Genomic DNA, 26,097 nt, shown 5'->3' on the forward strand with positions numbered 1-26,097 from the left:
TTGTTATTCTACTTTGGCTATTACGCCATGAAATCAACACCTTCTTTGATGTCTTTTTTCAGTGTTTCAAGCATGTCATTTTTTGCTTTTGTTTCAAATGCGCTTAGTTCGCCGTAAGAAAGAATTTCTTCTACGCCGTTTTTACCTAAACGTACTGGATGTGCAAAGTACTCTGCATCGCCATTTTCAACAGCAACGTAAGCGTAATCTACAACTTCTTCACCCTGTAGGCCTTTAACTAAAGACATACAAAAACGAGCTGCAGCAGCCCCCATAGATAGCGTAGCTGAACCACCGCCTGCTTTAGCATTTACAACTTCAGTACCCGCATTTTGGATACGTGGAGTAAGTGCAGCAACTTCTTCATCAGTGAAAGAAACACCTTCAACTTGAGAAAGTAGAGGAAGAATAGTTGTGCCTGAGTGACCACCAATTACTGGTACTTTCACAGTTGCTACGTCTACGCCTTTAAGTTCAGCAACAAATGCTTCTGAACGAATAACGTCAAGCGTAGTAATACCGAATACGCGTTTAGCGTCGTAAGTACCTGCTTTTTTGAATACTTCAGCAACGATTGGAACTGTGCCATTTACTGGGTTAGTAATAATACCTACTAACGCTTTAGGACAGCTAGCAACAATGCCTTCTGCTAAAGTTTTGATGATACCAGCATTTACATTAAATAAATCAGCACGATCCATACCTGGTTTACGTGGCATACCCGCTGGGATAAGAACGATGTCAGAGCCTTCAAGCGCTTTGTTTAATTCGTCTGCGCCAAAGCCTGCTACTTTAACATCTGTTGGGATGTGAGAAAGGTCAACCGCAACACCTGGTACTACTGGTGCAACATCATAAAGTGATAATTCAGAGCCAGCTGGTAAGCCTGTTTTTAATAATAAAGACAACGCTTGGCCGATACCGCCTGCAGCACCTAATACAGCAACTTTCATTGGAATTCTCCGTAATTTGAGGTAGGAAACATTTGTGGCTCTTAAGATAATGAAATTAGCGACTAAAAACAAATTTATCCTGTCTATTTCAAGTATATTTTCGACCATAGTCGTAAACTTTTGTGATTTAACGCATCAAACTGGCAAGTTAACTAAACAACTGCTGCATAATTATTCATTTTTGTGTAGAATTTGCGGCATAAATAACAAAAACGAATAAAGACTATGCAACCACAAGATAAACAAGAAGCACTGGTAAAAGCATTTAAATCACTATTAAAAGAAGAAAATTTTGGCTCTCAAGGCGAAATAGTTGATGCATTAAAAGATCAAGGCTTTGACAATATAAGCCAAAGTAAAGTATCGCGCATGCTAAGTAAATTTGGTGCTGTACGCACACGTAACGCCAAACAAGAAATGGTTTACTGCTTACCAGCTGAAATGGGTGTACCTACGGCTAAAAGCCCATTACGCCAATTAGTAATCGACATTATGCACAACGAAATGATGATCATTATTCGTACCAGTCCAGGTGCTGCTCAGCTTATTGCGCGTTTATTAGATTCATTAGGTAAAGCAGATGGCGTACTAGGAACAATTGCAGGCGACGATACTATTTTTATCGCTCCTGCTAAAATATCTGAAATAGATGTAACACTTGAACGTGTTCGCATTTTATTTGATACGGTTTAATAGCAAACTAAATTTGTTTTAAAAACCCGACTGAAGGCGCAAAGAAAGCAGAACCCATATCGGCTTGAGTAAAATCAAGCCAGTGGTCGTAACAATCCCCTTCCCCTAAACGACTATTAAGTACTTTTTCAAATGCGGTGCCCGTACAAGCGCATGAAATTGATAACATTCCCTGCTCATACACATCGCCATAAGGCATGCTCTGATTTAATAATAGCGGTTGTCCGTCTTCGTCTTTTAGCTCACTACGTGAAGCATGGCTGGTTTCAATCGCAGGGGTAATTAGCGTGTTATCAAGGCGCGTACGCCCCATTATTTGTTCTTGCTCACTCAATGATAAGTGCTGCCACATAGTTAAGTCATGCTTATAACGCTGTACATGAATATAACTCCCCTGATCTTCAAAATTGCCAGGGTTACTAATTAAAGCCGTAGCGCGCTTTTTTCTTCCATGTGCGGTGTCGCCACCATAAATAAAACCATTAAAATCACGACCATCTAAAAAGCGAAAATTACGAATTTGCTCCACCAGCTCAACATCGGGGGCAAATAGTTTTAAAATTTGCAGCGCAAATAAATGGTTAACGTCTTCACGGTCAGAGCGAATTTGCACAAATAAATCGCACGGTTGTACGCTCATTTGATGATCGCTATGGTTTATATTAGGAAAGCTCTGTAATTCGCTTGGGATGTATTCAGGGAGGATATGCGGCCAATATTGCGCACCAATAGCAACCATGCAAGAGAGCATTGATTCTGAAAATTGATCGCTAAATTCTTCTTCAATAGCGCTTACTTGTTTTAACTTTGCGCGAAGTGATTCATCTTGACCATCAAACACATTAAAAAATAAGTGCAAACCGTGTAAGTTTGCTTCAGCACAAATCCCTGATTGCGCTTGCGCCATTGTTATTCCTTAGTTTTACAGATAAAAACACAGCGAATAACAAATTAATTACGATTCGAAAAAATTCACCGTGTGAGGTTTTATTTTTATTATAACCTGTTCATTATTTTCAAATGACTGGCCATATTGTGCAGCAACTTCAATTTCTTGTTTATCAATAACAAGTGAATAAACATACGCCGAACCAATAAAGCGACGACTTATGATTGTAGCTCGCTTGCTGAATTTGTCACTTTGGTTATCTGCCACTAATTCTATTTGATGGGGACGTACATATATAAGCCCTACGCTTACGTCATGCTTACTCTCAACATAAGATTCGACTAAACCAAATGGTGTTTTGTATTCAGTTGCTGTTAATACTTCTGCGCTCAAGTATATGCCTTGACCCAGAAACTCTGCAACCTCCTTTGAACATGGATCTGCAAAAAGCTGCTCAGGCGTGCCTTGTTGCTCAATTTTACCGCGATGCATAATGGCAAGTGTATCTGAAAAGGCAAACGCCTCTTCTTTTGAGTGTGTAACAAACACAGCAGATACTTGAGTTGCTTTAATAATTCGACGTATATCGGCAATTAATTCAAAGCGTACTTGTGTATCAATATTTGAAAAAGGTTCATCTAGTAGCAATAGACTAGGCTTATAAGCTAATGCGCGAGCAATAGCTACACGTTGTTGTTGACCACCCGATAACTGATGCGGAAACCTGTCGGCACAGCCAATTAAATGCACAAGCTTGAGCATTTCATCAACGCGTTGTTGCTTTTGAGCTTTACTCATTTTACTAAGCCCAAATGCAATATTATTTGCCACCGTTAAATGCGGAAACAACGCATAATCTTGAAACATCATGCCGATGTTGCGATGCTCAGGTGAGACAAACGATTGCTCATCACTCACTAATTTACCGTCTATAAAAATAGACCCTTGCTTGGCTTCAATTAAACCTGCAATCGCTTTTAACGTGGTCGTTTTGCCGCACCCACTCGCTCCGAGTAGACAAACAATTTCATCTTTACCCACTGTTAAATCTAAATCGTGAATAACCTTTGTACCGTTATAGTGATAGCTCACGCCTTGTAAAATTAAACTACTCATTTAACTACGCTGCTCCATAGAACGATTAATAAAATACAAAGGAATAAACCCAACAATAACAATAAATAATGCCGATATAGAAGCAAGCTCTAACTGCTCGTCACTCACATACTGAAATACATGAGTAGCTAAGCTTTCAAAATTAAACGGTCTGAGCAATAGCGCAGCTGGCAGTTCTTTCATACACTCAATAAATACCAATAAAGCAGCAGTAAGTAATCCTCTTCGCAGTAAAGGTAGGTGCACTAAACGCAGCGTTTGCCCTTGGCTTTTACCCATTGATTGGCTTGCCATATCAAGTGATGGGCTAATACGTAAAAAACTCGACTCAATTGCTCCGTGTGCAATGGCGTAAAACCTAACAATATAAGCAATAATAATAGTAAGAATACTACCTGTAAGCAGCAAGCCAATATCTAAATTATACGGCTCGAGCGCTGTGTTGATGGTGTTCTCTAATAACGTAAGCGGTAATAAAACCGCAATAGCGAGTACTGTGCCAGGCAGCGCATAGCCTGTGCTTGCTAAACGCCCAGGAATAAGCGGATACGTTTGCTTTGCCACACGCTGATAAAAAACCACAAAAACACTCAACGTAATCGTTATTAGGCTCACAACTCCTGCCACTTTTAAACTTTGCCAAGCGTAACTAAAAAACTCTACATCCCATGCTTTATCAAAGTAGGTAATGGCGTAATTTATAAGTACTGCAATAGGGATCACAAACGCGATAAGTAAAATAAAGCTGCAAAATGCCGTTGCGAGCCAAGCTGACTTTCCTTTTAATACATAGAGAGATTCACTATTTACACTTGATTGGCGCTCAAATACCGCTTGGTTACGACGACTAAAGCGCTCCGCCATTAATGCTAAAAATAACAGCAATAACATCACACCCGATATTTTAGCTGCCGCTGTAAGTGAGTAATAACCAAACCACGTATCGTATACGGCAGTCGTTAATGTACTTACGGCAAAATAACTCACTGTTGCAAAGTCAGCCATGGTTTCCATACTTATAAGCGCAAGAGCCGCCACAATAGCCCCACGAGAGAGTACTAAGCTTACTTTAAAAAAGCTTTGCCAAGGAGATAATCCCATTAACTGGCTAGCTTGTACTAATTTGAATGACTGCTCGCGAAGAGCCGTTTTAAAAATCAAAAATAAATACGGATAAAGCACCAAGGCAATCATAACTATGGCGCCGGGTAATGTACGTATATCAAAAAACCAATAGTCATTAGGCGATTGCCAGCCAAACCATTCTCTCAGCGCTACTTGCACCGGGCCCGCATAATCTAATAAATCAGTGTATACATAGGCAATAATATAGGTAGGCATAGCAAGGGGCAGCATAAGTGCCCATTCAAACTGTTTTTTACCCGGGAAACTACAGTAAGCCGTTAGCCATCCAAGTGGCAAAGCTATGGCGCAGCTAAGGACGCAAACACCTAAAACAAGCAATACGGTATTGGTTATGTAATCCCAAAGCACGGTATCCCACAGGTGAGAAAACACCTCAGAGCTACCTTGTAGAGATTCAAAAAGAAGAAAAAACAACGGGGCCGATAGAATTAAGCCAGTCGACCACGCAAAGAGCTGCCATTTAGACAGCTTAAATTTATTAGTCATTAAAGATCGAACTTCACCTCATCAATTAGCTTAAGCGCTAACGGACGATATTTACTAATCTCATCAAGTGGCAAGCTGTCTTCTTTAAAACTCCCCCAAGAGGCAACCAAACTTGATAGTTCAACACCCGACTTAACTGGATACTCCATATTTAATGAGGCATACATGTTTTGTGCTTTGCTGTCGGTCATATATTCTATGAGCTTTAATGCATTTTCAGGGTTTTTAGCGTATTTGGTAATAACCGCACCCGAAACATTTATGTGTGAGCCACGATTAATTTGGTTCGGAAAGTTAATATTTACGGCCTCTGCCCAACCTTTTTGCTCTTTATCTTCTAGCATTTTACCAAGGTAGTAACTATTACCTAATGCCAAGTTACATAAACCTTCTTTAACGGCTTTAACTTGAGCACGATCGTTACCTTGAGGTTTACGTGCTAAATTAGCCTTAACACCTTCAAGCCACTCTTTGGTTTGCGCTTCACCATGGTGTGCAATCATAGAAGCCACTAAACCTAAGTTATATGGATGCTTGCCTGATCGCGTACAAATTTGTCCTTTGTATTTAGGATCTGCTAAATCTTCATAAGTGAGTTCAGGTAACTCACCAATTCGCTCTTTTGATGAATACACATTACGCACTCGCTTAGTGAGCGCGACCCATTGGCCATCACCGTCACGAAAAGCTGCAGGCACGTTATTATTTACACTGTCACTTTTTATAGTTTGTGTTAATTTTAAATCTTCTAATTGAATAAGCGCACTAAAATTAGAGGTTAATACTAAATCGGCTTTACTATGTTTACCTTCACGTTTAACACGCTCAATTAACCCTTTTTTAGCAAAAACAACATTGGTTTTTATTCCCGTTTGTTTTGTAAAATCTTCTAAAATTGGCTGAATCAAAAACGGCTGACGAAAAGAATAGATATTAACAACGTCACTTGCAAAGGCTGGTGCCGATGCTGCTAATCCTAAAACAAGTGTAAATACTGTCTTCATTATTTCACCTAAATAATTGTTATTATCATTGAATTCTACCGCGCTCATTCAAAAAGTGCACACTTTAAATAAATGTAAATATGTAAATAACGCCCAAAAAGGAAATGCAGTGTAAGAGATGTCTCACGGATGTGACAGCTAATGAGTAAAAATCAAGATAAAAAACACACAAAAACAACCTAACAACCTGTATTAATTGAACTTTTACATTATTACTATTGCATAAATACTAATTGAATGTAGTTTTATCCCTATTTTAGTTGCTCTATTGCACTATAATTTACGCATCAACCAAGCAATGACGCTTATTGAGTAAAAGGAAATGGACTGCTTACTCAACCAACCAATGATTAGGTTACCAGGACAACACGGATTTTAGGACAGGCTCAGGATGAGTATCACAACGCGATGTTGTAAAAAGGACAGCGTCAGGAAGATGCGAAAAGGATAACAACACGGCTAAGTTGTTTAACAGGATGTTTAAGGAATAAATGGACAGGCCTTTAAGGCAACACAATGGATTGGTTAAAATAGGGATACACTAGGAAGTGTAATTAAGGATTTGGTAATAGTATTTACCCTACAGGATATTTAGGAATTTAAGGATACAGGCCCGGATGGTCTACATTACATAGAACTAAAAAGTAATATAGTAATAAACATGGATTAGTAAAAATTGGAGTTGATTAAGTTCAATTGCAGGATGCAGAAAATTAGAAGATTCCGCAAGCGCGCCTAGAGATAGAGCGCGCTTTTCTTTGCCTAAAATTTGGGTTTAGTAAAGCTCTAAGCAACTACCACTAACTTTTGCAGGGTAATACTGCATCCTAGCTAATCAATATTAATACCTTCAAATACTTTATTAATATTTTAAATTTCGCTAAGTTTTTCATTAATTGCGCCGATAACTAAGTAACGCAAGGATCATAAATACTCAATGGATATGAATTTTAAAACGCCGCAAAGCAATACCTTTTTATGTAAAGTATCAGACGCAAGTACAGCAAAACCAATTGGCGTTTTTAGTGCCCAAACTCCCAACGAAAATCCGTATAAAGCTTTATTTAGCCCCAAAGGTTATAACTTTTTAAATATGCCAATGAGTGAGTTTAAAAACATACTTAACGTAATTATCCAGTTAGAAAGCGATATTTCTATTAGTAAATGGGGTGAGGGTTCTCGACCTGATGAATTTAGTTATCAGCTTAATAGAATATCTAACGCTATTGCGACTACTCACTTTAAAGGAAAAACCGATATTAGCTGTTACTTTTTAAAGCGAGTCGAAGAGGCTAAGGATATGATTGGTGAGGACTGCACCTCGTTTATTCAGGCTCACAATAGCGTAAGCCAATTATATAATACGGTTTTACAATTAACATCTGAAGAAGGCTTCAGAGCAATTCAAAATAAAGCACTTGCTCACTTAAAAGAGCAGCAAGCTTTCGCTTAACTGCGTAAAAAATTAGTCTTCTAATGGCCTGCCTTTATTGCGCTTACCAAGCAAATACGCATCACGAAACTTAATAAAATGCTGTTCTAATTTAGAAGATGCATCCATTTCTCCCGCAAGCGCTAGCACCATAATAGCCACTTCAGCAGTGCCTAGTTGATGCGCATGAGGGGCAACACGTAATCGGTAATCAGATAGTTTATCAGCAGTAACAGAAAGTACAGGCAAGTTATCTAAGTATGGGCTTTTGCGAATCATTTTTTTAGCTTCACGCCAGGTACCATCTAAAAATATAAATAGCGGTTTTTTACCCTCTTCAATACTTATTTCGGTAATGGCCCTGCCCTCTTCTACATCTTCAGCAGGGAATACTACCATTGGCTGATATTGTGAATCGCTTATCAAAGCTAAAAGAGCGGGGTTAGGGTCTGTTCTATCCCATCTAAATGCGTGGTTATCTGGCACTATTTCAGCAATTAAGCGCCCAGTATTAGAAGGTTTAAAACTTTCATTGTGATACATTAATAAGCACACAGCTGCTTTACAATCTGCATGCTCAACACCTTTACAAATACAGTAGTGCTTAGCTATTAAGCATTGCTCACAGCGATCTAATTTACCGCCTCGAGCATTAAACTCTCGACGGGATTCACTTATTTGTTGAGCGCGTAATGCTAAAACTGAGTTTTTCACTGTATTTACCTTCAATTAATTAAGCGCGCATTGTAACGACTTATCGCTATTTAATCTTATATTTATAGTCATACCAACCTGCATAAATCTTTGATCAATTTAACGAATTAAATTGCACTATAACGTCGTTAAAAATTTTTTATTTAGAACAACTAGATACAAAAACTTTTGCCTAGTTCTAGCGTAATTTTCTTAACGTTAAATAGACCCCATATATAAGCAGATTGGTATCATTGAATTAATTCAACATCTCTTAAATTAAAAACCAGACATAAAAAACCCAACCGAAGTTGGGTTTTTCAAACAAATGCCAAAAAGTTAAATTACTTCTTTTTAACTGCTTTTTTGTTTGGTAAGTCAGTGATCGAACCTTCAAAAATTTCAGCTGCAAGGCCGATTGATTCATTCAATGTAGGGTGAGCATGAATAGTAAGCGCTAAGTCTTCACCATCAGCACCCATTTCAATACCTAAACCGATTTCGCCAAGCATTTCGCCCGCGTTAATACCGATCATAGCACCACCGATTATACGGCCACTTTCTTTATCAAAGATAAGTTTAGTAGAACCTTCAGTACGAGATGATGCAATAGCACGACCAGAAGCTGCCCACGGGAATACCGCAGTTTCAATTTTTAGGCCTTGCTCTTTTGCTTCTTTCTCAGTAACACCTACCCAAGCGATTTCTGGGTCAGTATACGCAATCGAAGGAATACATTTAGGGTCGAAGAAATGCTTCTGACCAGAAATAACTTCTGCAGCAACATGACCTTCATGAACCGCTTTATGCGCAAGCATAGGCTGGCCAACTAAGTCACCAATTGCAAAAATATGGCTTACGTTAGTACGTAATTGCTTATCAACATTAATAAAGCCACGCTCATCAACGTTTACGCCCGCTTTTTCAGCATCAAGTAAGTTACCGTTTGGAGTACGGCCAACTGCAACAAGCACTTTGTCGTAACGTACAGGTTCTGCTGGTGCGTTTTTACCTTCAAACGTTACGTATAAGCCATCTTTTTTAGCTTCAACACCAACAACTTTAGTTGAAAGCATTACGTTGAATTTTTTGCTTACGTATTTTTGGTAAATTTTGATAATGTCTTTATCAGCTGCTGGAACTAATTGGTCAGCAAATTCTACAACATCAATTGCAGAACCTAGTGCACGGTAAACCGTACCCATTTCAAGACCGATAATACCACCACCAAGTACAAGTAGTTTTTCTGGTACATCTTTAAGCTCTAGCGCGCCAGTTGAATCAATTACACGGTCATCTTGTGGGATGAAAGGTAAGTTAACTGGTTTAGAACCTGCTGCAATAATCGCGTTATCAAACGTGATAGTTGTAGAGTCTTTCTCGCCTTCAACTACTAAAGTATTGCTGCCAGTGAATTTGCCGTAACCAGATACAACTTTCACTTTACGCATTTTAGCCATGCCCTCTAGTCCACCAGTTAACTGGCCAACTACAGAATCTTTCCAAGTACGAACTTGGTCAAGATCGATCTTTGGTGCGCCAAAAGTAACACCATGAGATGACATTTCAGCTGCATCATCAATCACTTTAGCTACGTGTAAAAGTGCTTTTGAAGGAATACAACCAACATTAAGACATACGCCGCCTAATGTTTCACGAGATTCTACCAATGTAACTTCTAAGCCCAAGTCAGCAGCGCGGAATGCCGCAGAGTAACCACCAGGACCACCGCCTAGTACAACAACTTGAGTTTTTAATTCGTTGCTCATGCTATTACCTTAATTGTTTGAACGGGACACTGCCCTAAAGTTTAACTGCCATGTTTCTGCAAGGCAGAAAGTGAGAGCAGATCACAAATTTGTGCAAAGATTGTATCATTGCAAATGGTAAAAATCCCAGCTAAAAACAACTGGCTGGGATTTGATTCTATTCATTGTCCAGCGATTACATCACCAATTGGCGAATATCGCTCATGTAACTTGCAAGAGTCACAGTAAAGCGTGCAGCTAAGGCTCCGTCAATAACCCTATGGTCGTATGACATAGACAGCGGAACCATTAGTTTTGGTTCAAACTCTTTGCCATTCCATTTAGGTTTCATTTCAGATTTAGACACACCTAAAATAGCCACTTCTGGTGCATTAACAATCGGCGTAAATGCCGTACCGCCAATACCGCCAAGGCTAGAAATAGTAAAACAACCACCTTGCATATCAGACGATGTAAGCTTCCCGTCACGTGCTTTAACAGATACTTCCATTAATTCGCGTGATAGTTCAATAATGCCTTTTTTATCAACATCTTTAAACACTGGTACAACTAAACCGTTTGGCGTATCAACTGCAACACCAATGTTAATGTACTTTTTAAGGATTAAGCTTTCGCCGTCTTCAGAAAGCGATGAGTTGAATTTTGGAAATTCAGCAAGCGCTTTTGCAGCTGCTTTCATTACAAACACAAGTGGTGTAATTTTAACACCCAGCTTTTTCTTCTCGCTAAGCACATTTTGCTCTTTACGGAATACTTCAAGGCTTGTGATATCAGCTTCGTCAAACTGTGTAACATGTGGGATTTGCACCCAGTTACGGTGTAAGTTTTTGCCAGATAGCTTTTGAATACGAGACAGCTTTTGCTCTTCAATTTCGCCAAACTTAGCAAAATCAACTTTAGGCCATGGAATAAGACCAAGCTCGCTACCACCCGCGATACTACCTGCTGATAATTGACCAGACTCAACTTGCTTAACTAAGTTTTTAACATAGTTTTGCACGTCTTCTTTAACTATACGGGCTTTGCGACCAGTGCCTTTTACGTTAGCTAGGTTAATACCAAACTCACGCGCTAAACGGCGAACAACAGGTGATGCATGAGCATACGCGCTGTTTTCTGTGAAGCTTTCATTACTTGCTTTTGCTGGTACCGCTTGAGCCGGTGCCGACTCAGTTTTAGCCGCAGCTGCAGGTGCTGATTTTTCAGCTGGTGCAGATGCTGCTACTGGCGCGCTGCCTGCAACTTCAAATACAAAAATTAATGAACCAGTCGATACTTTATCGCCAGCGGCTACTTTAATTTCTTTAACTGTACCTGCAAATGGAGCTGGTACTTCCATTGCAGCTTTGTCGCCTTCAACGTTTAAGATTGATTGATCTTCTTCAACCATATCGCCAACTGCAACCATAATTTCAGTTACTTCAACTTCATCGCCACCAATATCAGGTACATTAACTTCTTTAGTACTTGGTGCTGCGTTTGCTGTTGAGCTAGCTGCTGGCGCTTCTACAGGAGCCGACTCTTTAGCCGGTGCTGCAGATTCACTTCCTGCTACTTCAAAAACAAATACTAATGAGCCTGTTTTAACTGTATCGCCAGCGGCGACTTTAATTTCTTTAACTATACCGGCAAATGGAGCAGGTACTTCCATTGCTGCCTTGTCGCCTTCAACGTTTAAGATAGATTGCTCTTCTGAAACGGTGTCGCCAACAGCAACCATGATTTCAGTTACTTCAACTTCATCATCGCCAATATCTGGTACGGTTACGTCTTTAGTTGAAGAACCTGTAGAAGCAGCAGGTGCTGCCTCTTCAGATTTAGCTGGAGCAGCGGCTGATGCTTTTTCTTCACCAGTGCTTTCACTCTCGCCTTCAAACAAAAATACTAAAGAGCCAGTTGTAACGGTGTCGCCAACGTTTACTTTAATCTCTTTCACTGTACCCGCTTGCGAAGCAGGTATTTCCATTGATGCTTTGTCGCCTTCAACATTTAATAATGATTGGTCCACATCTACTTTGTCGCCAACGCTTACTAATATTTCGGTTACTTCTACTTCGTCGTCACCAATATCTGGTACTTTAATTTCAATACTCATTGCAAACCTCTTATGCGTACAGTGGGTTAAGTTTGTTAGTGTCGATGTTGAACTTTTTAAGTGCTTCAACAACTACTGACTTCTCAACTTCACCGCGTTTAGCAAGTTCAGATAACGTAGCAACAACAACGTAGCCCGCGTTAACCTCAAAGTGACGACGTAGGTTTTCACGGCTATCAGAACGACCGTAACCATCTGTACCTAACACTTTGTAGTTGCTGCTTGGAATAAATGAACGCGCTTGTTCTGCGTAGTTTTTCATGTAATCCGTTGCTGCAACAGTCACAGAGTCGTTTAATACGCTTGTGATGAATGCTGTTTTTTGCTCGCCTTCAGGGTTAAGCATATTGAAACGTTCAACATCTTGACCTTCACGCGTTAATTCGTTGAAAGACGTTACAGAGAACACGTCAGACGCAATGCCATACTCTTCGCTTAGAATCGTAGCGGCTTTACGTACTTCAGTCATAATAGTACCTGAGCTTAATAGCTGTACCTTGGCTTTTTTACCTTCGTAACTTTCAAGCTTGTAAATACCTTTACGGATACCTTCTTCAGCGCCTTCTGGCATAGCTGGCTGATGGTAGTTTTCGTTCATAAGCGTTAGGTAGTAGTAAATATTTTCTTGGTCATCACCGTACATACGACGAATACCGTCTTGTACAATAACAGCAACTTCAAACGCGTAAGTTGGGTCATATGAAATACAGTTAGGAACCGTATTAGCAAGAATATGACTGTGACCATCTTCGTGTTGCAAGCCTTCACCATTTAACGTTGTACGACCCGCAGTAGCACCTAATAAGAAACCACGTGCTTGTTGATCGCCCGCCATCCATGCCATGTCGCCAACGCGTTGGAAACCAAACATAGAGTAGTAAATGTAGAATGGGATCATTGGTAAATCGTTAGTGCTGTATGAAGTTGCAGCAGCAACCCATGACGACATTGCACCTAACTCATTAATACCTTCTTGAAGCACTTGCCCTGATACAGTTTCTTTGTAGTAAGAAACAATATCACGATCCTGTGGCGTATAGTTTTGGCCATGCGGATTGTAAATACCGATTTGACGGAATAAACCTTCCATACCAAATGTACGCGCTTCATCGGCAATAATTGGTACGATGTTTTTACCAATGCCTTTATCTTTTAATAAGATATTAAGTGCACGAACAAAACCCATAGTCGTAGAAATATCACGTTTTTGTTCTTCAAGTAGCGGCTTAAATGCGTCTACTTCTGGCAACGTAAGTTTTTCACTAAAACGTGGAATACGCTTAGGTGTATAACCTTTAAGTTCATCACGACGAGCATGTAGGTATTTATACTCAGGTGAACCTTCTTCAAGCTCTAAATAAGGTAGTTCTGCAAGTTGATCTTCAGATACTAAATCATCAAGACCAAGGCGTGAACGTAAATGCGCAACATGCGACATGTCCATTTTTTTCACTTGGTGCGCAATGTTTTTACCTTCAGCTGCTTCACCCATGCCGTAACCTTTTACAGTTTTAGCAAGAATTACAGTTGGACGGCCTTTAGTGTCTTCTGCTTTTTTAAATGCAGCAAATAATTTTGATGACTCATGACCACCACGCTTAAGCGCGAAAATTTCGTCATCTGTCATGTCAGCAACAAGTGCTGCTGTTTCTGGGTAACGACCAAAGAAGTTTTCACGTACGTACGCACCATCTTTAGCTTTATACGTTTGGTAATCGCCATCAACAGTTTCGTTCATTAACTGTAGTAATTTACCCGTTGTGTCTTTAGCTAGAAGAATATCCCAACCGCTGCCCCACACTAGTTTAATTACGTTCCAGCCAGCGCCTTTAAACAAGCCTTCTAGCTCTTGAATAATTTTACCGTTACCCATAACTGGGCCGTCTAAACGCTGTAAGTTACAGTTAACTAAGTAACAAAGATTATCTAGTTTTTCACGTGCAGCAAAAGAAATGGCACCGCGTGATTCTGGCTCATCCATTTCACCGTCACCTAAAAACGCGTATACACGTTGGTTTTTAGTATCTTTTAAGCCACGACCATCTAAGTATTTTAAGAAGCGTGCTTGGTAAATAGACGAAATAGGACCTAAGCCCATTGATACCGTAGGGAACTGCCAAAATTCAGGCATTAACTTAGGGTGTGGGTACGATGGTAAGCCTTCGCCATCAACTTCTTGGCGGAAGTTATCTAGTTGTGCAGCCGATAAACGACCTTCAACAAATGCACGTGCATAAATACCAGGAGAAATATGACCTTGGTAATAAACTAAGTCACCACCGTCTACATCATTTGGTGCTTTAAAAAAGTGGTTAAAACACACTTCATAAAATGCAGCAGATGATTGGTAAGACGCCATATGGCCGCCTAAGTCGAGATCTTTTTTAGATGCACGTAGAACGATCATAATCGCGTTCCAACGTATAATTGAACGAATACGACGCTCAAGATTTACATCACCCGGGTAAGCAGGTTCTTGATCTACAGGAATAGTATTAACGTAGTTCGTGGTAATACCCGTTGGCATATCAACGCCGTCTAAACGGGCTTGCTCTAATACTTGCTCAAGTAAAAACTGAGCTCGTTCAACACCTTCTTCGCGCACAACTGATTCAAGAGCTTGTAACCACTCTTGTGTTTCTAGCGCGTCTACGTCAATTTTATTGACTTCAGACATATGGAGGTTTCCTTATGTTTAAAATACGAATATTGTTAATTTAATATCACAGCTACTGAATTTGTGTGTTCAAAGTAGTTATGTACTAACTTAATTTTGTTTAGTGCGTCTTAAACTACGTTCAATTCGCGAATGTTCTTTGCCTGCTTCAAGTAGTGCTTCTTCTATAAATGCTAAGTGCGCATTACTTGCTAAACGGGCTTGTTCTGGATTACCGTCAATAACGGCATCCATTAATAAACGCCTGTGTTGGGCTAATTGACTGCTAATATCTGACTTTTTTAATAAAACAGTTAAATTTTGCAATACATTTTGCTCAAGCAGCGCTTTCATGCCTCTTACTAAATGCAGTAACACCACATTATGCGAAGCTTCTGCCACGCTAAAGTGAAATGCATTAATTGCTTTTGCTTTTTGCTGTAAATCATCATTAACTAGGGCAATTTTATCAAAGCTTTCTTTCACTTTGCTAAAATCGTTGCTGGTCCCGCGCAGTGCCGCGTAGTAAGCAGCAATCCCTTCTAATGCATGACGAAATTCAAGTAAATCAAACTGCGACTCAGGGTGTTTACTAATCAAATCAAAAAGTGGATCAGTAAGCCCTTCTTCGAGCTGATTTTTTACAAACGTGCCGCCACCCTGGCGACGCGTAACTAAACCTTTCGCTTCTAATTTTTGAATTGCCTCACGCAGTGACGGGCGAGACACTTCAAATTGCTTTGCTAGTTCACGCTCTGGTGGCAACTTTTCACCTGGTGCTAACGAGCCTTCAAGAATCATGTTCTCGAGTTGCTGTAAAATAACATCAGATAACTTTGCTGCTTTGATCTTTAAAGACATGAATCAACGTCCGCGTTGTATAAATACCAAGAGCCCATAAAGCGGGGCTTTGAGTAGTATGATTTACCCAAAAGGTAAATTGGTCATACCAAAAATTTTCAATACGGTATCAAAAACCTTATTAGCTGTCAATTTACAGGTAACTTGAGCAATTAAAGTAGCGTAACGCATTTTGAACGAAGATTAAACAATGCGCAATTTACAAAAATTGTTATAACGTTAATAGGATGAAAACAATTGGTCTGACCAGAAGGAATTAGAATATTAGCTCTATTTTATTGTGTTTAAAAATTGCAGGAAGAGATTAAAGCACCTTACATTGCATAAGGTACTTTATTAAAAAGGTATTAACTTAAGACAGTCCACCAAATAATGTAAGTAGTGCTATAAGTACTAAGTAAAATAATACATTGCGCTTAACAAGCTTAATCATACAAGTGGCTTCGTAGGTACAGCCATAATAACGCTTTTCAACTTGCTCTGCAGCCAGCGCAGTACATGTTACTACTTCTCGGTTTGGAGATTTAAAGTTAAGTACGTAACGTAGCCAACAGCTTGTGCCTTTATTAAAGTTACCTATTACTAAATAACCAAAGCTGGTAATACGTGCAGGTAACCAGTCGAGCCAAAACAATAATTTATGTATAAGTTTAAAACGCTTAGCAAATATTACTTTATGATCTTCTCGTACTAAATCAGCTAAAGTACGTACCAGTGCATATAAAACCGCACCTGGCGCGCCTAAAACAACGAACCAAAAAATAACCGCACAGTAAAATCTAAAGTTTACCCACGCCAATGTTTGCCCAAAGGTTTCGCCACCATTTTGATCATCAGTACGCTTTTGACCTATTTGCAACGCATATAAAGATGCAGCAGTACCGTCATCTCGCGTTAACGCATTTAAATACGACTTATATAAAGCACGCTGCTTAGCACAACCAAAGCAAACCAAAAGCACCGCGATATTAATGCCCAACTGCCACAAAACAAAATCAGATAAACAATAAATTAGTGCCATCGCAATCACTGGAAGTAAAAGCCAAATTAAAAAGCCCGGTGCTGAGCTAAATAAGCCCTTATCACCAAGTAATTTATTAGAGCGATTTAAATAACCATTAGCGTAATAACTTATCTGCCAGTAATTAGAACGAGCGCCTAAGCGCTCTAGTATTAATGCAATTATTATAGAAACTAAAATCATGGGAATAACTCTCTTAACTTAGTTGTTCAAGCATATTAAAAAACAATGGCCAATTAAAGCTACTGCCAGGATCTGTTTTACGCCCAGGGGCAATATCGCAATGCCCAACAATACGCGAAGGGGTAATTTTTGGATAGCGTTGCATTATAGATTTACTAATAATAGTTAATGTTTTGTACTGTGCTAAAGAATATGGAGCGGTGTCGGTACCTTCAAGCTCAATGCCAATGCTAAAGTTATTACAAGCAGGTACCCCCTCAAACTCGGATTGCCCTGCATGCCAAGCGCGCTTTTCAAAAGGCACATATTGTATAACCTCACCGGTGCGCTTTATAAAGCAATGGGCCGATACACGTAAATTCTTTAAGTCACTAAAACTCGGATGAGCATTGCAATCAATGCACCCCATAAATAACTCATCAACGAAAGGTGTACCAAACTGCCCTGCTGGCAATGATATATTGTGAATCACCAATAAAGAAATATCAGCCTCATCAGGGCGCTCATCAAAATGCGAACAAGGCCGCTGCGCTACCGTACTTAAAACACCGTCTAAATCTATTTTCATGATACGTTTATTATATAAATATCAAGATATACATAGCACTGATGCTAATGGATTTATTAAAAAAATGATAGTAACAAGCGAGGTATAAAACCTCACCTACAAATAATTCAAACCCATACGTAGGTGCTAATTTACATCCGCTCATGTAACATAACTTTTGAAATTAAAAGCGAGATATAAAACCTCACCTACAGATAATTCAAACCCATACCTAGGTGCGAATTTACATCCGCTCATGTAACGTAACTGTTGAAATTAAAAGCGAGGTATAAAACCTCACCTACAGATAATTCAAACCCGCACGTAGGTACGAATTTACTTCAAGCGCTTATCTTTATATTGATGAAAAGGCAATCGCTTCTCTTTCTTTTATAAACATAGTAAAATTTGCTTAATTTATTAACGCTTATGAGCTTTTATTATGTCTATCCCGCACTCTTTAGTTAGCCAACTTGTCACTCTTGCACTCGACGAAGATTTAAATTATCAAACAGCTCAAGACGGAGATATTACCGCGCAGCTTATCCCTCAGAGCGAGCAAGCCAACGCCAAAGTAATCACTCGCGAAGATTGCATTTTTTGCGGAAAAGACATCATCCTTGAAGTATTCAAACAAGTAGACCCAAGCGTTAAGGTTAATGTACTTATAAATGATGGCGACGCAGTTAAAGCAAACAGTACATTATTTACCGCTATTGGCTCGGCTCGTTCAATATTAACCGCCGAACGTACTGCACTTAACTTTGTACAAACTTTATCAGGCACTGCAACTACTACAGCACATTATGTAAAAGAGCTAAGTGGTACAAATACACAGCTACTTGACACACGCAAAACCATACCAGGGCTTCGCGCATTACAAAAATACGCAGTAAAATGTGGCGGCGGTGTAAACCATCGCATTGGGTTATTTGACGCTTTTTTAATTAAAGAAAATCATATAGCGGCTTGCGGCACAATAAACAAAGCCGTAACTCAAGCTAAACAAAACCATCCAAATAAACCTGTTGAAGTGGAAGTAGAATCACTCCCAGAGCTTAAGCAAGCTATTGATGCTGGCGCCGACATAATTATGCTCGACAACTTTAACGTAGAGCAAATTAAGCAAGCTGTAATTTTAACCAACAAACGCGCCAAACTAGAGGTTTCAGGCAATATGACCCTAGAAACGCTCAAAACTTATTCACAAGCAGGTGTCGATTTTATATCAAGCGGAGCATTAACAAAAAACTTACAATCAATCGATTTATCGATGCGTTTTGAACAACTTTAGAGCTATTTCAGGTAATTAATACCGCTAATCAATTGACAAGTTAAGTAAAAAAGCATTAAATAACCCAAAAGGCTTACTTTGTAACAAATTGTTAAATAAAATCGCTTTTTTATAAGAAGATACGTGCTAAATACTAAAATAAAATGGTAGACTAATTCTGTTGTACTATTTTATTTTAAAAGGTAGTCATAAATAACTAGTACCTTTAATTTTTAAAGACATAATTAAAAACTAAAGCAACTAAACTACTTACTTTATGCCTATACTATTTGTTGCTACAACATGTAGTGCTCTTAGTAAACTTTTATAGTTAGTACTAAACATAATGAATTCACATTCGGCTTTTGTGTTTCATACTCTAAAGCTAAAGTGTAATAAAATTAATTTTAAGTAAAACTGTAAAGTAAATCAGTTAAATTAAGCTAGGCACTTCTGCCGCTTAAGTGATTTAAGTTACAAAAATCTATCCTTTAGGAGAGGAAACATGAAAACAATGACTCAAAAACAACAGGGTTTCACCCTAATTGAATTAATGATTGTAGTAGCAATCATAGGTATTCTTGCTGCAATTGCATTGCCTGCTTACTCAAACTATCAAGCATCATCTAAGCTAACAGCTGGATTAGGTGAAATCAGTGGCGCTAAAACAGAAATGGAAATTCAAGCAAACAGTGGAGATGTTATTGGATCAATAACAGACCTTTCAGCAATAAAAAATGCAACTACTCAAAACTGTAAGATCACAGCAAGCCTTGATAATACAGGCGTGGGTACAATAGCTTGTGCGATACAAAATGCGCCATCTCAAGTAAATAAAGCAGTAGTAACATGGTCACGAGCTGCTAATGGTGTTTGGACTTGTGCAACTACTTTAGCTGGTGATAAAACTTTAGCTCCGAAAAGCTGTCCACAATCTTAATCATTTATTGATTACTAAAAGCGCCTAATTTGGCGCTTTTTTAATGCGTAAGAATCAGCATTCATGAATATAACAAATATAATAAAACCATCGCTTATCAGCTTGTTTTTTCTGTGTACGCTAATACCTTTAATACCCATAATTTCATACGACTACCATAACCACCAACGTATCATCCAAATAGCTTTTTTACTTTTCACAAGTATTCTAGTGCTTACAGCTTTTTTAAGTAATAAAGAGCCTACTTTTAAGCTGGCACTAAACAAAAAAAATGGAATGTTATTTTCGGTTTTTATCTTTTGTGGTTATTTATCTGCATTAATGAGTGCGGAGCAAAGTTTTAGCTTACTTTACACATTTCATATAAGCTTACTTATTTTAACTATGTGTTATGTAGGTACTATAAATAATAAAAAACCTATTTTATTTATTATTTATGCATTACTGATAACCCATACAAGCCTCATTTTAATATGTCTACTTAATATAATTTTTACGCTATCTGAACAACAACCCTTAAACCCCTACATAATCTACTCAGGTTTTATTAACATTCGCTTTTTTAACCAAGTACAAGTGTTTATTCTTCCCTTTTTGGTGCTACTCCTAAAGCTTAAAAGCATTCAGCGCATTGTATTTATTATTTTGTTTTTAAACCTATTATTAATATTTATTGGCCAAGCTCGTGGGGCCTTACTCTCATTTTTAGCTTTCTCTATTTTTGCTCTTGCTTTAAAAACTACATTAAAAAAACAAGTACTTATCGGATTAGCCTGCTTTGTTTTAAGTTGTATTACTTTTTATGTTTTGGATTCATTAAATAGAGGAGGTGCTGAAATACTACGCACATCCTCCTCAGGCCGTATCGACCTGTGGTTTAATACTCTTTCTAACCTATCTTTAAAGCATTTATTTATCGGCAACGGTCCTGGAGTATTTGAAATGTCACTTGGAAGTTCAGCTCCTTACAGTCACCCTCATAATTCATTAATTGAAATTTTAAATGAGTGGGGCCTTATAGCTCTTATATGTATTTTAACTGCTGTTTGTACAACCTTTAAAAAAGCCATAACACATTTGAAATGTCATAAAAAAGATATCATTACTGAAAGCCTCTTTTACTCTTTTGCTATAGGTATTACATACTCACTATTTTCTGGCGTGCATGTAATGCCAGTATCGCAAACACTCTTATTTATAATGTGGGGGTTGCTACTTGGTAGAATCAATAAAAAAAGTATCCAAAGCATTTCCATAAATAAATACTTAAAAGCTTTAGTAACCATTTTATTTGTTTTTGCATGGTACCTTTACTTACAAAAAGCGATAAGTATTTATAATAATATTGACCCTGATAAGGGCTACATTTACGGACCTAGATTTTGGTCCGTTGGGCAACGATTTTAAAGCGCTCAACTTTTCTACCAAGAATCATTAGTTTAAGTTATGCTTATAATAATGAAGTTTTAAACCAAATTCAGCTGGGTACTCTTAATGGCAAAAAAACAACAAGATAAAGGCCTCGATACCTTTCAGTGGGTCGGTGTAAGTGCACGAGGGAAGAAACTTGAAGGTGAGCTTACAGGTAATAGTATTGCATTAGTAAAGGCTCAGCTTCGCAAGCAAGGTATCACTCCCTCAAAAGTGAAGCGTAAAGCAAAACCGTTGTTCGGTATTCAAAGTGTTCAAAAAATAACGCCAAAGGATATCGCACTAGTTACTCGCCAAATTGCAACAATGTTATTAGCCGGCGTACCATTAATACAATCTATAGAAATGATTGGCACTGGTTCGACTAATAAAAGCATCAGGAAACTAATGGAGACTATTGCCGATGAAGTAAAAGCGGGCCAGCCATTATCTACAGCGCTTAGAAAACACCCTCGCTATTTTGATGATTTATATTGTGATTTAGTCGCATCAGGTGAGCAGTCAGGTGCGCTTGATAGAATATTTGATCGTGTTGCTATTTATAAAGAAAAGTCTGAAGCATTAAAGTCAAAAATTAAAAAGGCGATGTTTTACCCTATTTCGGTATTGGTGATTGCAGGTATTGTTACCTCAATATTATTAATATTTGTAGTACCGCAGTTTCAAGAAATTTTTGCTGGTTTTGGAGCTGAACTCCCTGCATTCACATTATTTGTAATTGGTATATCAGAATTTATGCAAGCATATTGGTGGATGATTCTTATTGGAATGTTTGCTTTTGGATACGCATTTAAAGAAGCAAAACTCAGAAGCCTAAAACTAAGAGATGCAACCGACAGAGCAATACTAAAACTGCCTGTTATTGGCATGATTTTAAATAAAGCGGCTGTTGCTCGCTATGCAAGGACTCTTTCAACTACGTTTGCTGCCGGTGTGCCGCTGGTTGATGCACTTGACTCTGCCGCTGGGGCTTCCGGCAATGCAGTATATCGTTACGCTATTTTAGATATAAAAGTTGAGGTAAGCTCTGGTAATCAGATGAACTGGGCAATGCGTAACTCAAAAATATTCCCTGATATGGTAATACAAATGGTTGCGATTGGTGAGGAGTCTGGCTCGCTAGACGGCATGCTTGCTAAAGTAGCGACTATTTACGAGCAAGAAGTTGATGATGCTGTAGATGGCCTTTCTAGCCTGCTTGAGCCACTTATTATGGCTGTACTCGGTGTACTTGTTGGTGGCTTGATTGTTGCTATGTACTTACCTATTTTCCAACTTGGCTCTGTTATTTAATTACCAAAAATAACAATTCACAGGAAATAAAAGAGAAGGCTTACTTTTTGATAAGGTATAGCTATTAATGTCCTCTCATTTACTCTCTTATACTTCTCTTTGTGATAAATACTTCACTTAATTTTTAAACGCTTAATTTTTAAAATAATTTTCAGGTAATATGATGCAAAGTATTATAGAAGTAATGCAAAGCCAGTTGTGGTTTTACTTAACCACCGTTGGCTTAATTAGTTTATGTATTGGTAGTTTTTTAAATGTGGTTATTTATCGCTTACCGCTAATGATGCAACGTGAGTGGCAAAGCGAATGCAGACTACTGTTAGAAGATGAACTTACAGGGAATAAACCTAAACAAGCCAATATCAGCGAGCCTTTTAACTTAGTAAAACCCAACTCTACCTGCCCTAAATGTAAAACTGCCATTAAACCTTGGCAGAATATTCCTATTATTAGTTGGTTAGCACTTAAAGGTAAATGCGCAAGCTGCAGTAATCCTATTTCGGCCCGATACCCTGCTGTAGAGCTAATTACTGCCATATTAAGTTTAGTTGTTGCTTATAGCTTTGGTGCGACCGAGCAAGCCCTTTTATATATTTTTGTAACGTGGATTTTAGTAGCACTAACCTTTATTGATATTGACCACATGTTACTGCCAGACCAGCTTACATTACCGCTTGTATGGCTTGCACTTATTGCCTCGGTATTGGGTTACACAATTACACCAACCGATGCCATTATTGGCGCGGCTTGTGGTTATTTAAGCTTATGGAGCGTGTTTTGGTTATTTAAGTTATTAACCGGTAAAGAAGGCATGGGCTATGGCGACTTTAAACTGCTTGCTGTATTTGGTGCTTTGCTTGGCTGGCAGTCATTACTCACTATTATTCTGCTTTCGAGCGTAGTAGGTGCAATTATAGGTATTGCACTATTAAGCATACAAGGTAAAGACAAAGCGACCCCTATCCCTTTTGGGCCTTATTTAGCCATAGCTGGCTGGATTGCAATGCTTTGGGGTAACCAAATTCAAGGCGCTTATTTTAATTTAATTGGTTATTAAAATGAGTGAGCAAATTACTAAAGTAAACAGCTGGGTATTAGGTTTAACGGGCGGTATTGGCTGTGGAAAAACAGCCGTTAGTAATATGTTTGAAGAGCTTGGTATTACAATAGTTGATGCCGATATAATTGCGCGTGAAGTAGTACTCCCAAATAGCAAAGGGCTAAAAGCGATTACAGCTCACTTTGGTGAACATATTTTATTGCCTGATGGCACATTAAATAGAGCAGAATTGCGCGAAAAAATATTTACTAACAACAATGACAAAGAATGGCTTAATGCGTTATTGCACCCTCTTATACGGATAAAAATACTAACCGATTTAAACAATGCAACCAGCCCTTATGTTGTTTTAGTCGCGCCTTTATTGTTTGAAAACAACCTTGATAAGTATTGCGACCATACCTTACTTATTGACGTGCCAACCTCTGTTCAAATAGCGCGTACAGTAAAACGTGACAACACAAGTATTGAGCAAGTTAAAAGTATTATTGCCTCACAAATGTCACGAGCCAATAAACAGCAAAAAGCGGATGATATTTTAAATAATGACCGAAGTTTAAACCTAGTGCATATAGAACTTGTTGATCTTCATAAAAAGTATCTACAATATGCATTACACAACAAAACAAACTCACATTAACACTGTCCTAACTCACACAAACTCGTATTTTAGTTAGTAAAATCACAACAAAGAATGAAAGGTGATGTAATCCCCTTCTTTTTTCTGATAAATTGCTTACTATTGAAGGAATAAAACAGGTGCGCAATGAATATTAACTCACCGTTATTGAGAAAATTTATAACCCTTGGCCGCATTGATGCCGACACGGTTAAAAACAAACAAAATGAATTTGCCTCAACAGCTGAGCTTATTTCTAAATGTGGAAAAATCGATAGTAATGATTTAGCTGAACAATGTATCGATTTGTTTCGCGTACCCTATTTTGATTTAAAAGATTTTGATCCTACAAAAATCCCGGCCGATCTTGTAAAAGAAAAACTTATTCGCAAGCATCACATTTTGCCGCTTGTTCAAAAAGATCGAAAAGTTTACATAGCAGCATCCGATCCTACAGATTACGGCGCATTCGAAAACTTTGAGTTTAGTACCGGTCTTTCATGCGAAATTGTTGTTGTTGATTATATTCAACTCGATGCCAAAATCGAGCAATTACTAGATGCCACTGGCAGCTTAAATCTAACTGATGACGAGTTTCAAGAATTTGCTGACTTAGATTCAGAAAGCCAAAGAGATACAGCACCACAAGATGACGACAAAGATGATGCGCCTATCATCGTATACATCAACAAAATTTTAATGGATGCCATTAAAAAAGGCGCCTCTGATTTACATTTTGAACCGTATGAGCACAAGTACCGTATTCGCTTTCGTATTGATGGCATTTTGCATGAAGTTGCAAGCCCACCTAATACATTAGCAACCAAGCTTTCTGCGCGTATTAAAGTAATGTCGCGACTCGATATTGCCGAAAAACGCAAACCACAAGATGGTCGTATAAAACTAAAAATCACTGAACGTAAAAGTATCGACTTTCGTGTAAGTACCATGCCTACCTTGTGGGGCGAAAAAATAGTAATGCGTATCCTTGATTCATCAAGCGCTATGTTAGGCATTGATGTATTAGGCTATGAGCCTGAGCAGAAAAAGCTCTATATGGATGCACTTGCCCAGCCTCAAGGGATGATACTAGTAACAGGGCCAACGGGTTCTGGTAAAACAGTATCGCTATACACAGGTTTAAATATATTAAACCAGCCAGAGCGCAATATTAGTACTGCGGAAGATCCGGTTGAGATTAACCTTGAAGGTGTAAACCAAGTACAAATTAACATTAAAGCCGATATGACTTTTGCCAATGCACTGCGTGCATTTTTACGTCAAGATCCTGATGTAGTTATGGTAGGTGAAATACGTGACCTAGAAACCGCAGAAATATCAATAAAAGCGGCGCAAACAGGTCACTTGGTTTTATCAACATTGCATACAAACTCAGCACCAGAAACAATCACCCGTTTATTAAATATGGGTGTGCCCGCTTATAACGTAGCAAGTTCGATCAGCTTAATTATAGCCCAGCGTTTAGCACGTCGTTTATGCCCTAAATGTAAAACGCCAGAACAACTTCCGAGTGAAGAACTGGCTCGCCAAGGATTTAGCGCCAAGCAAGTTGAAGAAATGACGTTATATACGCCTAAAGGGTGTGATAGCTGTACCGATGGTTATAAAGGCCGAGTGGGTATTTACGAAGTAATGCAAATTACCCCTGAAATTGCCCAAATTATTATGCGCGGTGGTAACTCGCTTGAAATAGCTGACGTTTCACTTAAAGCCGGATTTAATAATTTACGTTTATCGGGTTTACGCAAAGCAGCCGATGGCCTTACATCCCTTGGTGAAATTAATCGCGTGACTAATTTTTAAAGGTCCATAGTAAAAGCTACAAGGTTCTGAACACTAGATTCAGAGCCTTACTTATACCTAGAGACTCATATCTAAGTAATGTAAAATGCAGAAAAAGATTGTAAAGAGTAAAT

21 protein-coding genes are annotated in these 26,097 nt (G+C 38.6%); 9 read left to right on the forward strand and 12 right to left on the reverse strand.

Annotated elements, in window-relative coordinates:
- Positions 1 to 20: 20 nt before the first annotated feature.
- Complete coding sequence (gene mdh / locus I6F48_RS14005; protein WP_007586102.1) at positions 21 to 953, reverse strand: malate dehydrogenase; 933 nt, start codon at positions 951 to 953, stop codon at positions 21 to 23.
- A gap of 225 nt (positions 954 to 1,178) precedes the next feature.
- On the opposite strand from mdh, the gene argR reads away from it, so the two are divergent.
- The gene (gene argR, locus I6F48_RS14010) at positions 1,179 to 1,646 is read left to right on the forward strand and encodes a transcriptional regulator ArgR (protein WP_002957753.1); all 468 of its coding nucleotides are present in this window, start codon (positions 1,179 to 1,181) and stop codon (positions 1,644 to 1,646) included.
- A 7-nt stretch (positions 1,647 to 1,653) separates the two neighbouring features.
- On the opposite strand, the gene I6F48_RS14015 is transcribed toward argR, so the two are convergent.
- Genes I6F48_RS14015 through I6F48_RS14030 form a run of 4 tightly spaced genes read right to left on the reverse strand, consistent with a single transcriptional unit; the run spans position 1,654 to position 6,287 of the window.
- Positions 1,654 to 2,553 (reverse strand): Dyp-type peroxidase, encoded by a 900-nt coding sequence (locus tag I6F48_RS14015; RefSeq protein ID WP_197119676.1) that lies wholly within the window; start codon positions 2,551 to 2,553, stop codon positions 1,654 to 1,656.
- A gap of 48 nt (positions 2,554 to 2,601) precedes the next feature.
- Entirely contained in the window at positions 2,602 to 3,651 is a 1,050-nt protein-coding gene (locus tag I6F48_RS14020) for an ABC transporter ATP-binding protein (RefSeq protein ID WP_165741246.1), read from the reverse strand.
- Complete coding sequence (locus tag I6F48_RS14025; RefSeq protein WP_197119677.1) at positions 3,652 to 5,283, reverse strand: ABC transporter permease; 1,632 nt, start codon at positions 5,281 to 5,283, stop codon at positions 3,652 to 3,654.
- Complete coding sequence (locus tag I6F48_RS14030; protein WP_197119678.1) at positions 5,283 to 6,287, reverse strand: Fe(3+) ABC transporter substrate-binding protein; 1,005 nt, start codon at positions 6,285 to 6,287, stop codon at positions 5,283 to 5,285. The genes I6F48_RS14025 and I6F48_RS14030 overlap by 1 nt, the downstream gene beginning before the upstream one ends.
- Before the next feature lie 937 nt (positions 6,288 to 7,224).
- On the opposite strand from I6F48_RS14030, the gene I6F48_RS14035 reads away from it, so the two are divergent.
- A complete protein-coding gene (locus I6F48_RS14035) occupies positions 7,225 to 7,740 on the forward strand; it encodes a hypothetical protein (RefSeq protein WP_165727149.1) in 516 nt (171 codons plus the stop codon).
- A gap of 12 nt (positions 7,741 to 7,752) precedes the next feature.
- Here the strand turns inward: I6F48_RS14035 and I6F48_RS14040 are convergent, their stop codons facing one another.
- From I6F48_RS14040 to ampD, 7 genes are all read right to left on the reverse strand, one after another.
- Positions 7,753 to 8,433 (reverse strand): tRNA-uridine aminocarboxypropyltransferase, encoded by a 681-nt coding sequence (locus tag I6F48_RS14040; RefSeq protein WP_197119679.1) that lies wholly within the window; start codon positions 8,431 to 8,433, stop codon positions 7,753 to 7,755.
- Between the two features lie 323 nt (positions 8,434 to 8,756).
- Positions 8,757 to 10,181, reverse strand: coding sequence for a dihydrolipoyl dehydrogenase (gene lpdA, locus I6F48_RS14045; protein WP_007586124.1), 1,425 nt, complete (start codon positions 10,179 to 10,181; stop codon positions 8,757 to 8,759).
- Between the two features lie 175 nt (positions 10,182 to 10,356).
- Positions 10,357 to 12,276, reverse strand: a complete 1,920-nt coding sequence (gene aceF, locus I6F48_RS14050) for a pyruvate dehydrogenase complex dihydrolipoyllysine-residue acetyltransferase (RefSeq protein ID WP_197119680.1) — start codon at positions 12,274 to 12,276, stop codon at positions 10,357 to 10,359.
- 10 nt (positions 12,277 to 12,286) lie between these two features.
- A complete protein-coding gene (aceE, locus tag I6F48_RS14055) occupies positions 12,287 to 14,953 on the reverse strand; it encodes a pyruvate dehydrogenase (acetyl-transferring), homodimeric type (protein WP_197119681.1) in 2,667 nt (888 codons plus the stop codon).
- Positions 14,954 to 15,043: 90 nt separating this feature from the next.
- Positions 15,044 to 15,793, reverse strand: a complete 750-nt coding sequence (pdhR, locus tag I6F48_RS14060) for a pyruvate dehydrogenase complex transcriptional repressor PdhR (RefSeq protein WP_007586129.1) — start codon at positions 15,791 to 15,793, stop codon at positions 15,044 to 15,046.
- A gap of 352 nt (positions 15,794 to 16,145) precedes the next feature.
- Positions 16,146 to 16,997: a beta-lactamase regulator AmpE gene (gene ampE, locus I6F48_RS14065; protein WP_197119682.1), complete on the reverse strand. Its 852-nt coding sequence runs from the start codon at positions 16,995 to 16,997 to the stop codon at positions 16,146 to 16,148.
- Positions 16,998 to 17,010: 13 nt separating this feature from the next.
- The gene (gene ampD, locus I6F48_RS14070) at positions 17,011 to 17,565 is read right to left on the reverse strand and encodes a 1,6-anhydro-N-acetylmuramyl-L-alanine amidase AmpD (RefSeq protein WP_007586132.1); all 555 of its coding nucleotides are present in this window, start codon (positions 17,563 to 17,565) and stop codon (positions 17,011 to 17,013) included.
- 421 nt (positions 17,566 to 17,986) lie between these two features.
- Between ampD and nadC the strand changes: the two genes are divergently transcribed.
- The 7 genes from nadC (at position 17,987) to pilB (ending at position 25,984) form a co-directional block, all read left to right on the forward strand.
- The gene (nadC, locus tag I6F48_RS14075) at positions 17,987 to 18,838 is read left to right on the forward strand and encodes a carboxylating nicotinate-nucleotide diphosphorylase (protein ID WP_197119683.1); all 852 of its coding nucleotides are present in this window, start codon (positions 17,987 to 17,989) and stop codon (positions 18,836 to 18,838) included.
- 484 nt (positions 18,839 to 19,322) lie between these two features.
- On the forward strand, positions 19,323 to 19,757 hold the full coding sequence (locus I6F48_RS14080) for a pilin (RefSeq protein ID WP_197119684.1): 435 nt from the start codon (positions 19,323 to 19,325) through the stop codon (positions 19,755 to 19,757).
- Positions 19,758 to 19,820: 63 nt separating this feature from the next.
- Positions 19,821 to 21,164, forward strand: a complete 1,344-nt coding sequence (locus I6F48_RS14085; RefSeq protein ID WP_197119685.1) for an O-antigen ligase family protein — start codon at positions 19,821 to 19,823, stop codon at positions 21,162 to 21,164.
- Between the two features lie 87 nt (positions 21,165 to 21,251).
- Positions 21,252 to 22,481 carry a type II secretion system F family protein gene (locus I6F48_RS14090; RefSeq protein WP_197119686.1) on the forward strand — a complete coding sequence of 410 codons (1,230 nt, stop codon included), beginning with the start codon at positions 21,252 to 21,254 and terminating at the stop codon, positions 22,479 to 22,481.
- 163 nt (positions 22,482 to 22,644) lie between these two features.
- Positions 22,645 to 23,538 (forward strand): prepilin peptidase, encoded by an 894-nt coding sequence (locus I6F48_RS14095; RefSeq protein WP_197119687.1) that lies wholly within the window; start codon positions 22,645 to 22,647, stop codon positions 23,536 to 23,538.
- A gap of 1 nt (position 23,539) precedes the next feature.
- The gene (gene coaE, locus I6F48_RS14100; RefSeq protein ID WP_197119688.1) at positions 23,540 to 24,181 is read left to right on the forward strand and encodes a dephospho-CoA kinase; all 642 of its coding nucleotides are present in this window, start codon (positions 23,540 to 23,542) and stop codon (positions 24,179 to 24,181) included.
- 126 nt (positions 24,182 to 24,307) lie between these two features.
- The gene (pilB, locus tag I6F48_RS14105) at positions 24,308 to 25,984 is read left to right on the forward strand and encodes a type IV-A pilus assembly ATPase PilB (protein WP_197119689.1); all 1,677 of its coding nucleotides are present in this window, start codon (positions 24,308 to 24,310) and stop codon (positions 25,982 to 25,984) included.
- Positions 25,985 to 26,097: the final 113 nt, after the last annotated feature.

It is taken from the genome of Pseudoalteromonas sp. SWYJ118, from assembly GCF_015864505.1.
GTDB lineage: Bacteria > Pseudomonadota > Gammaproteobacteria > Enterobacterales > Alteromonadaceae > Pseudoalteromonas > Pseudoalteromonas arctica.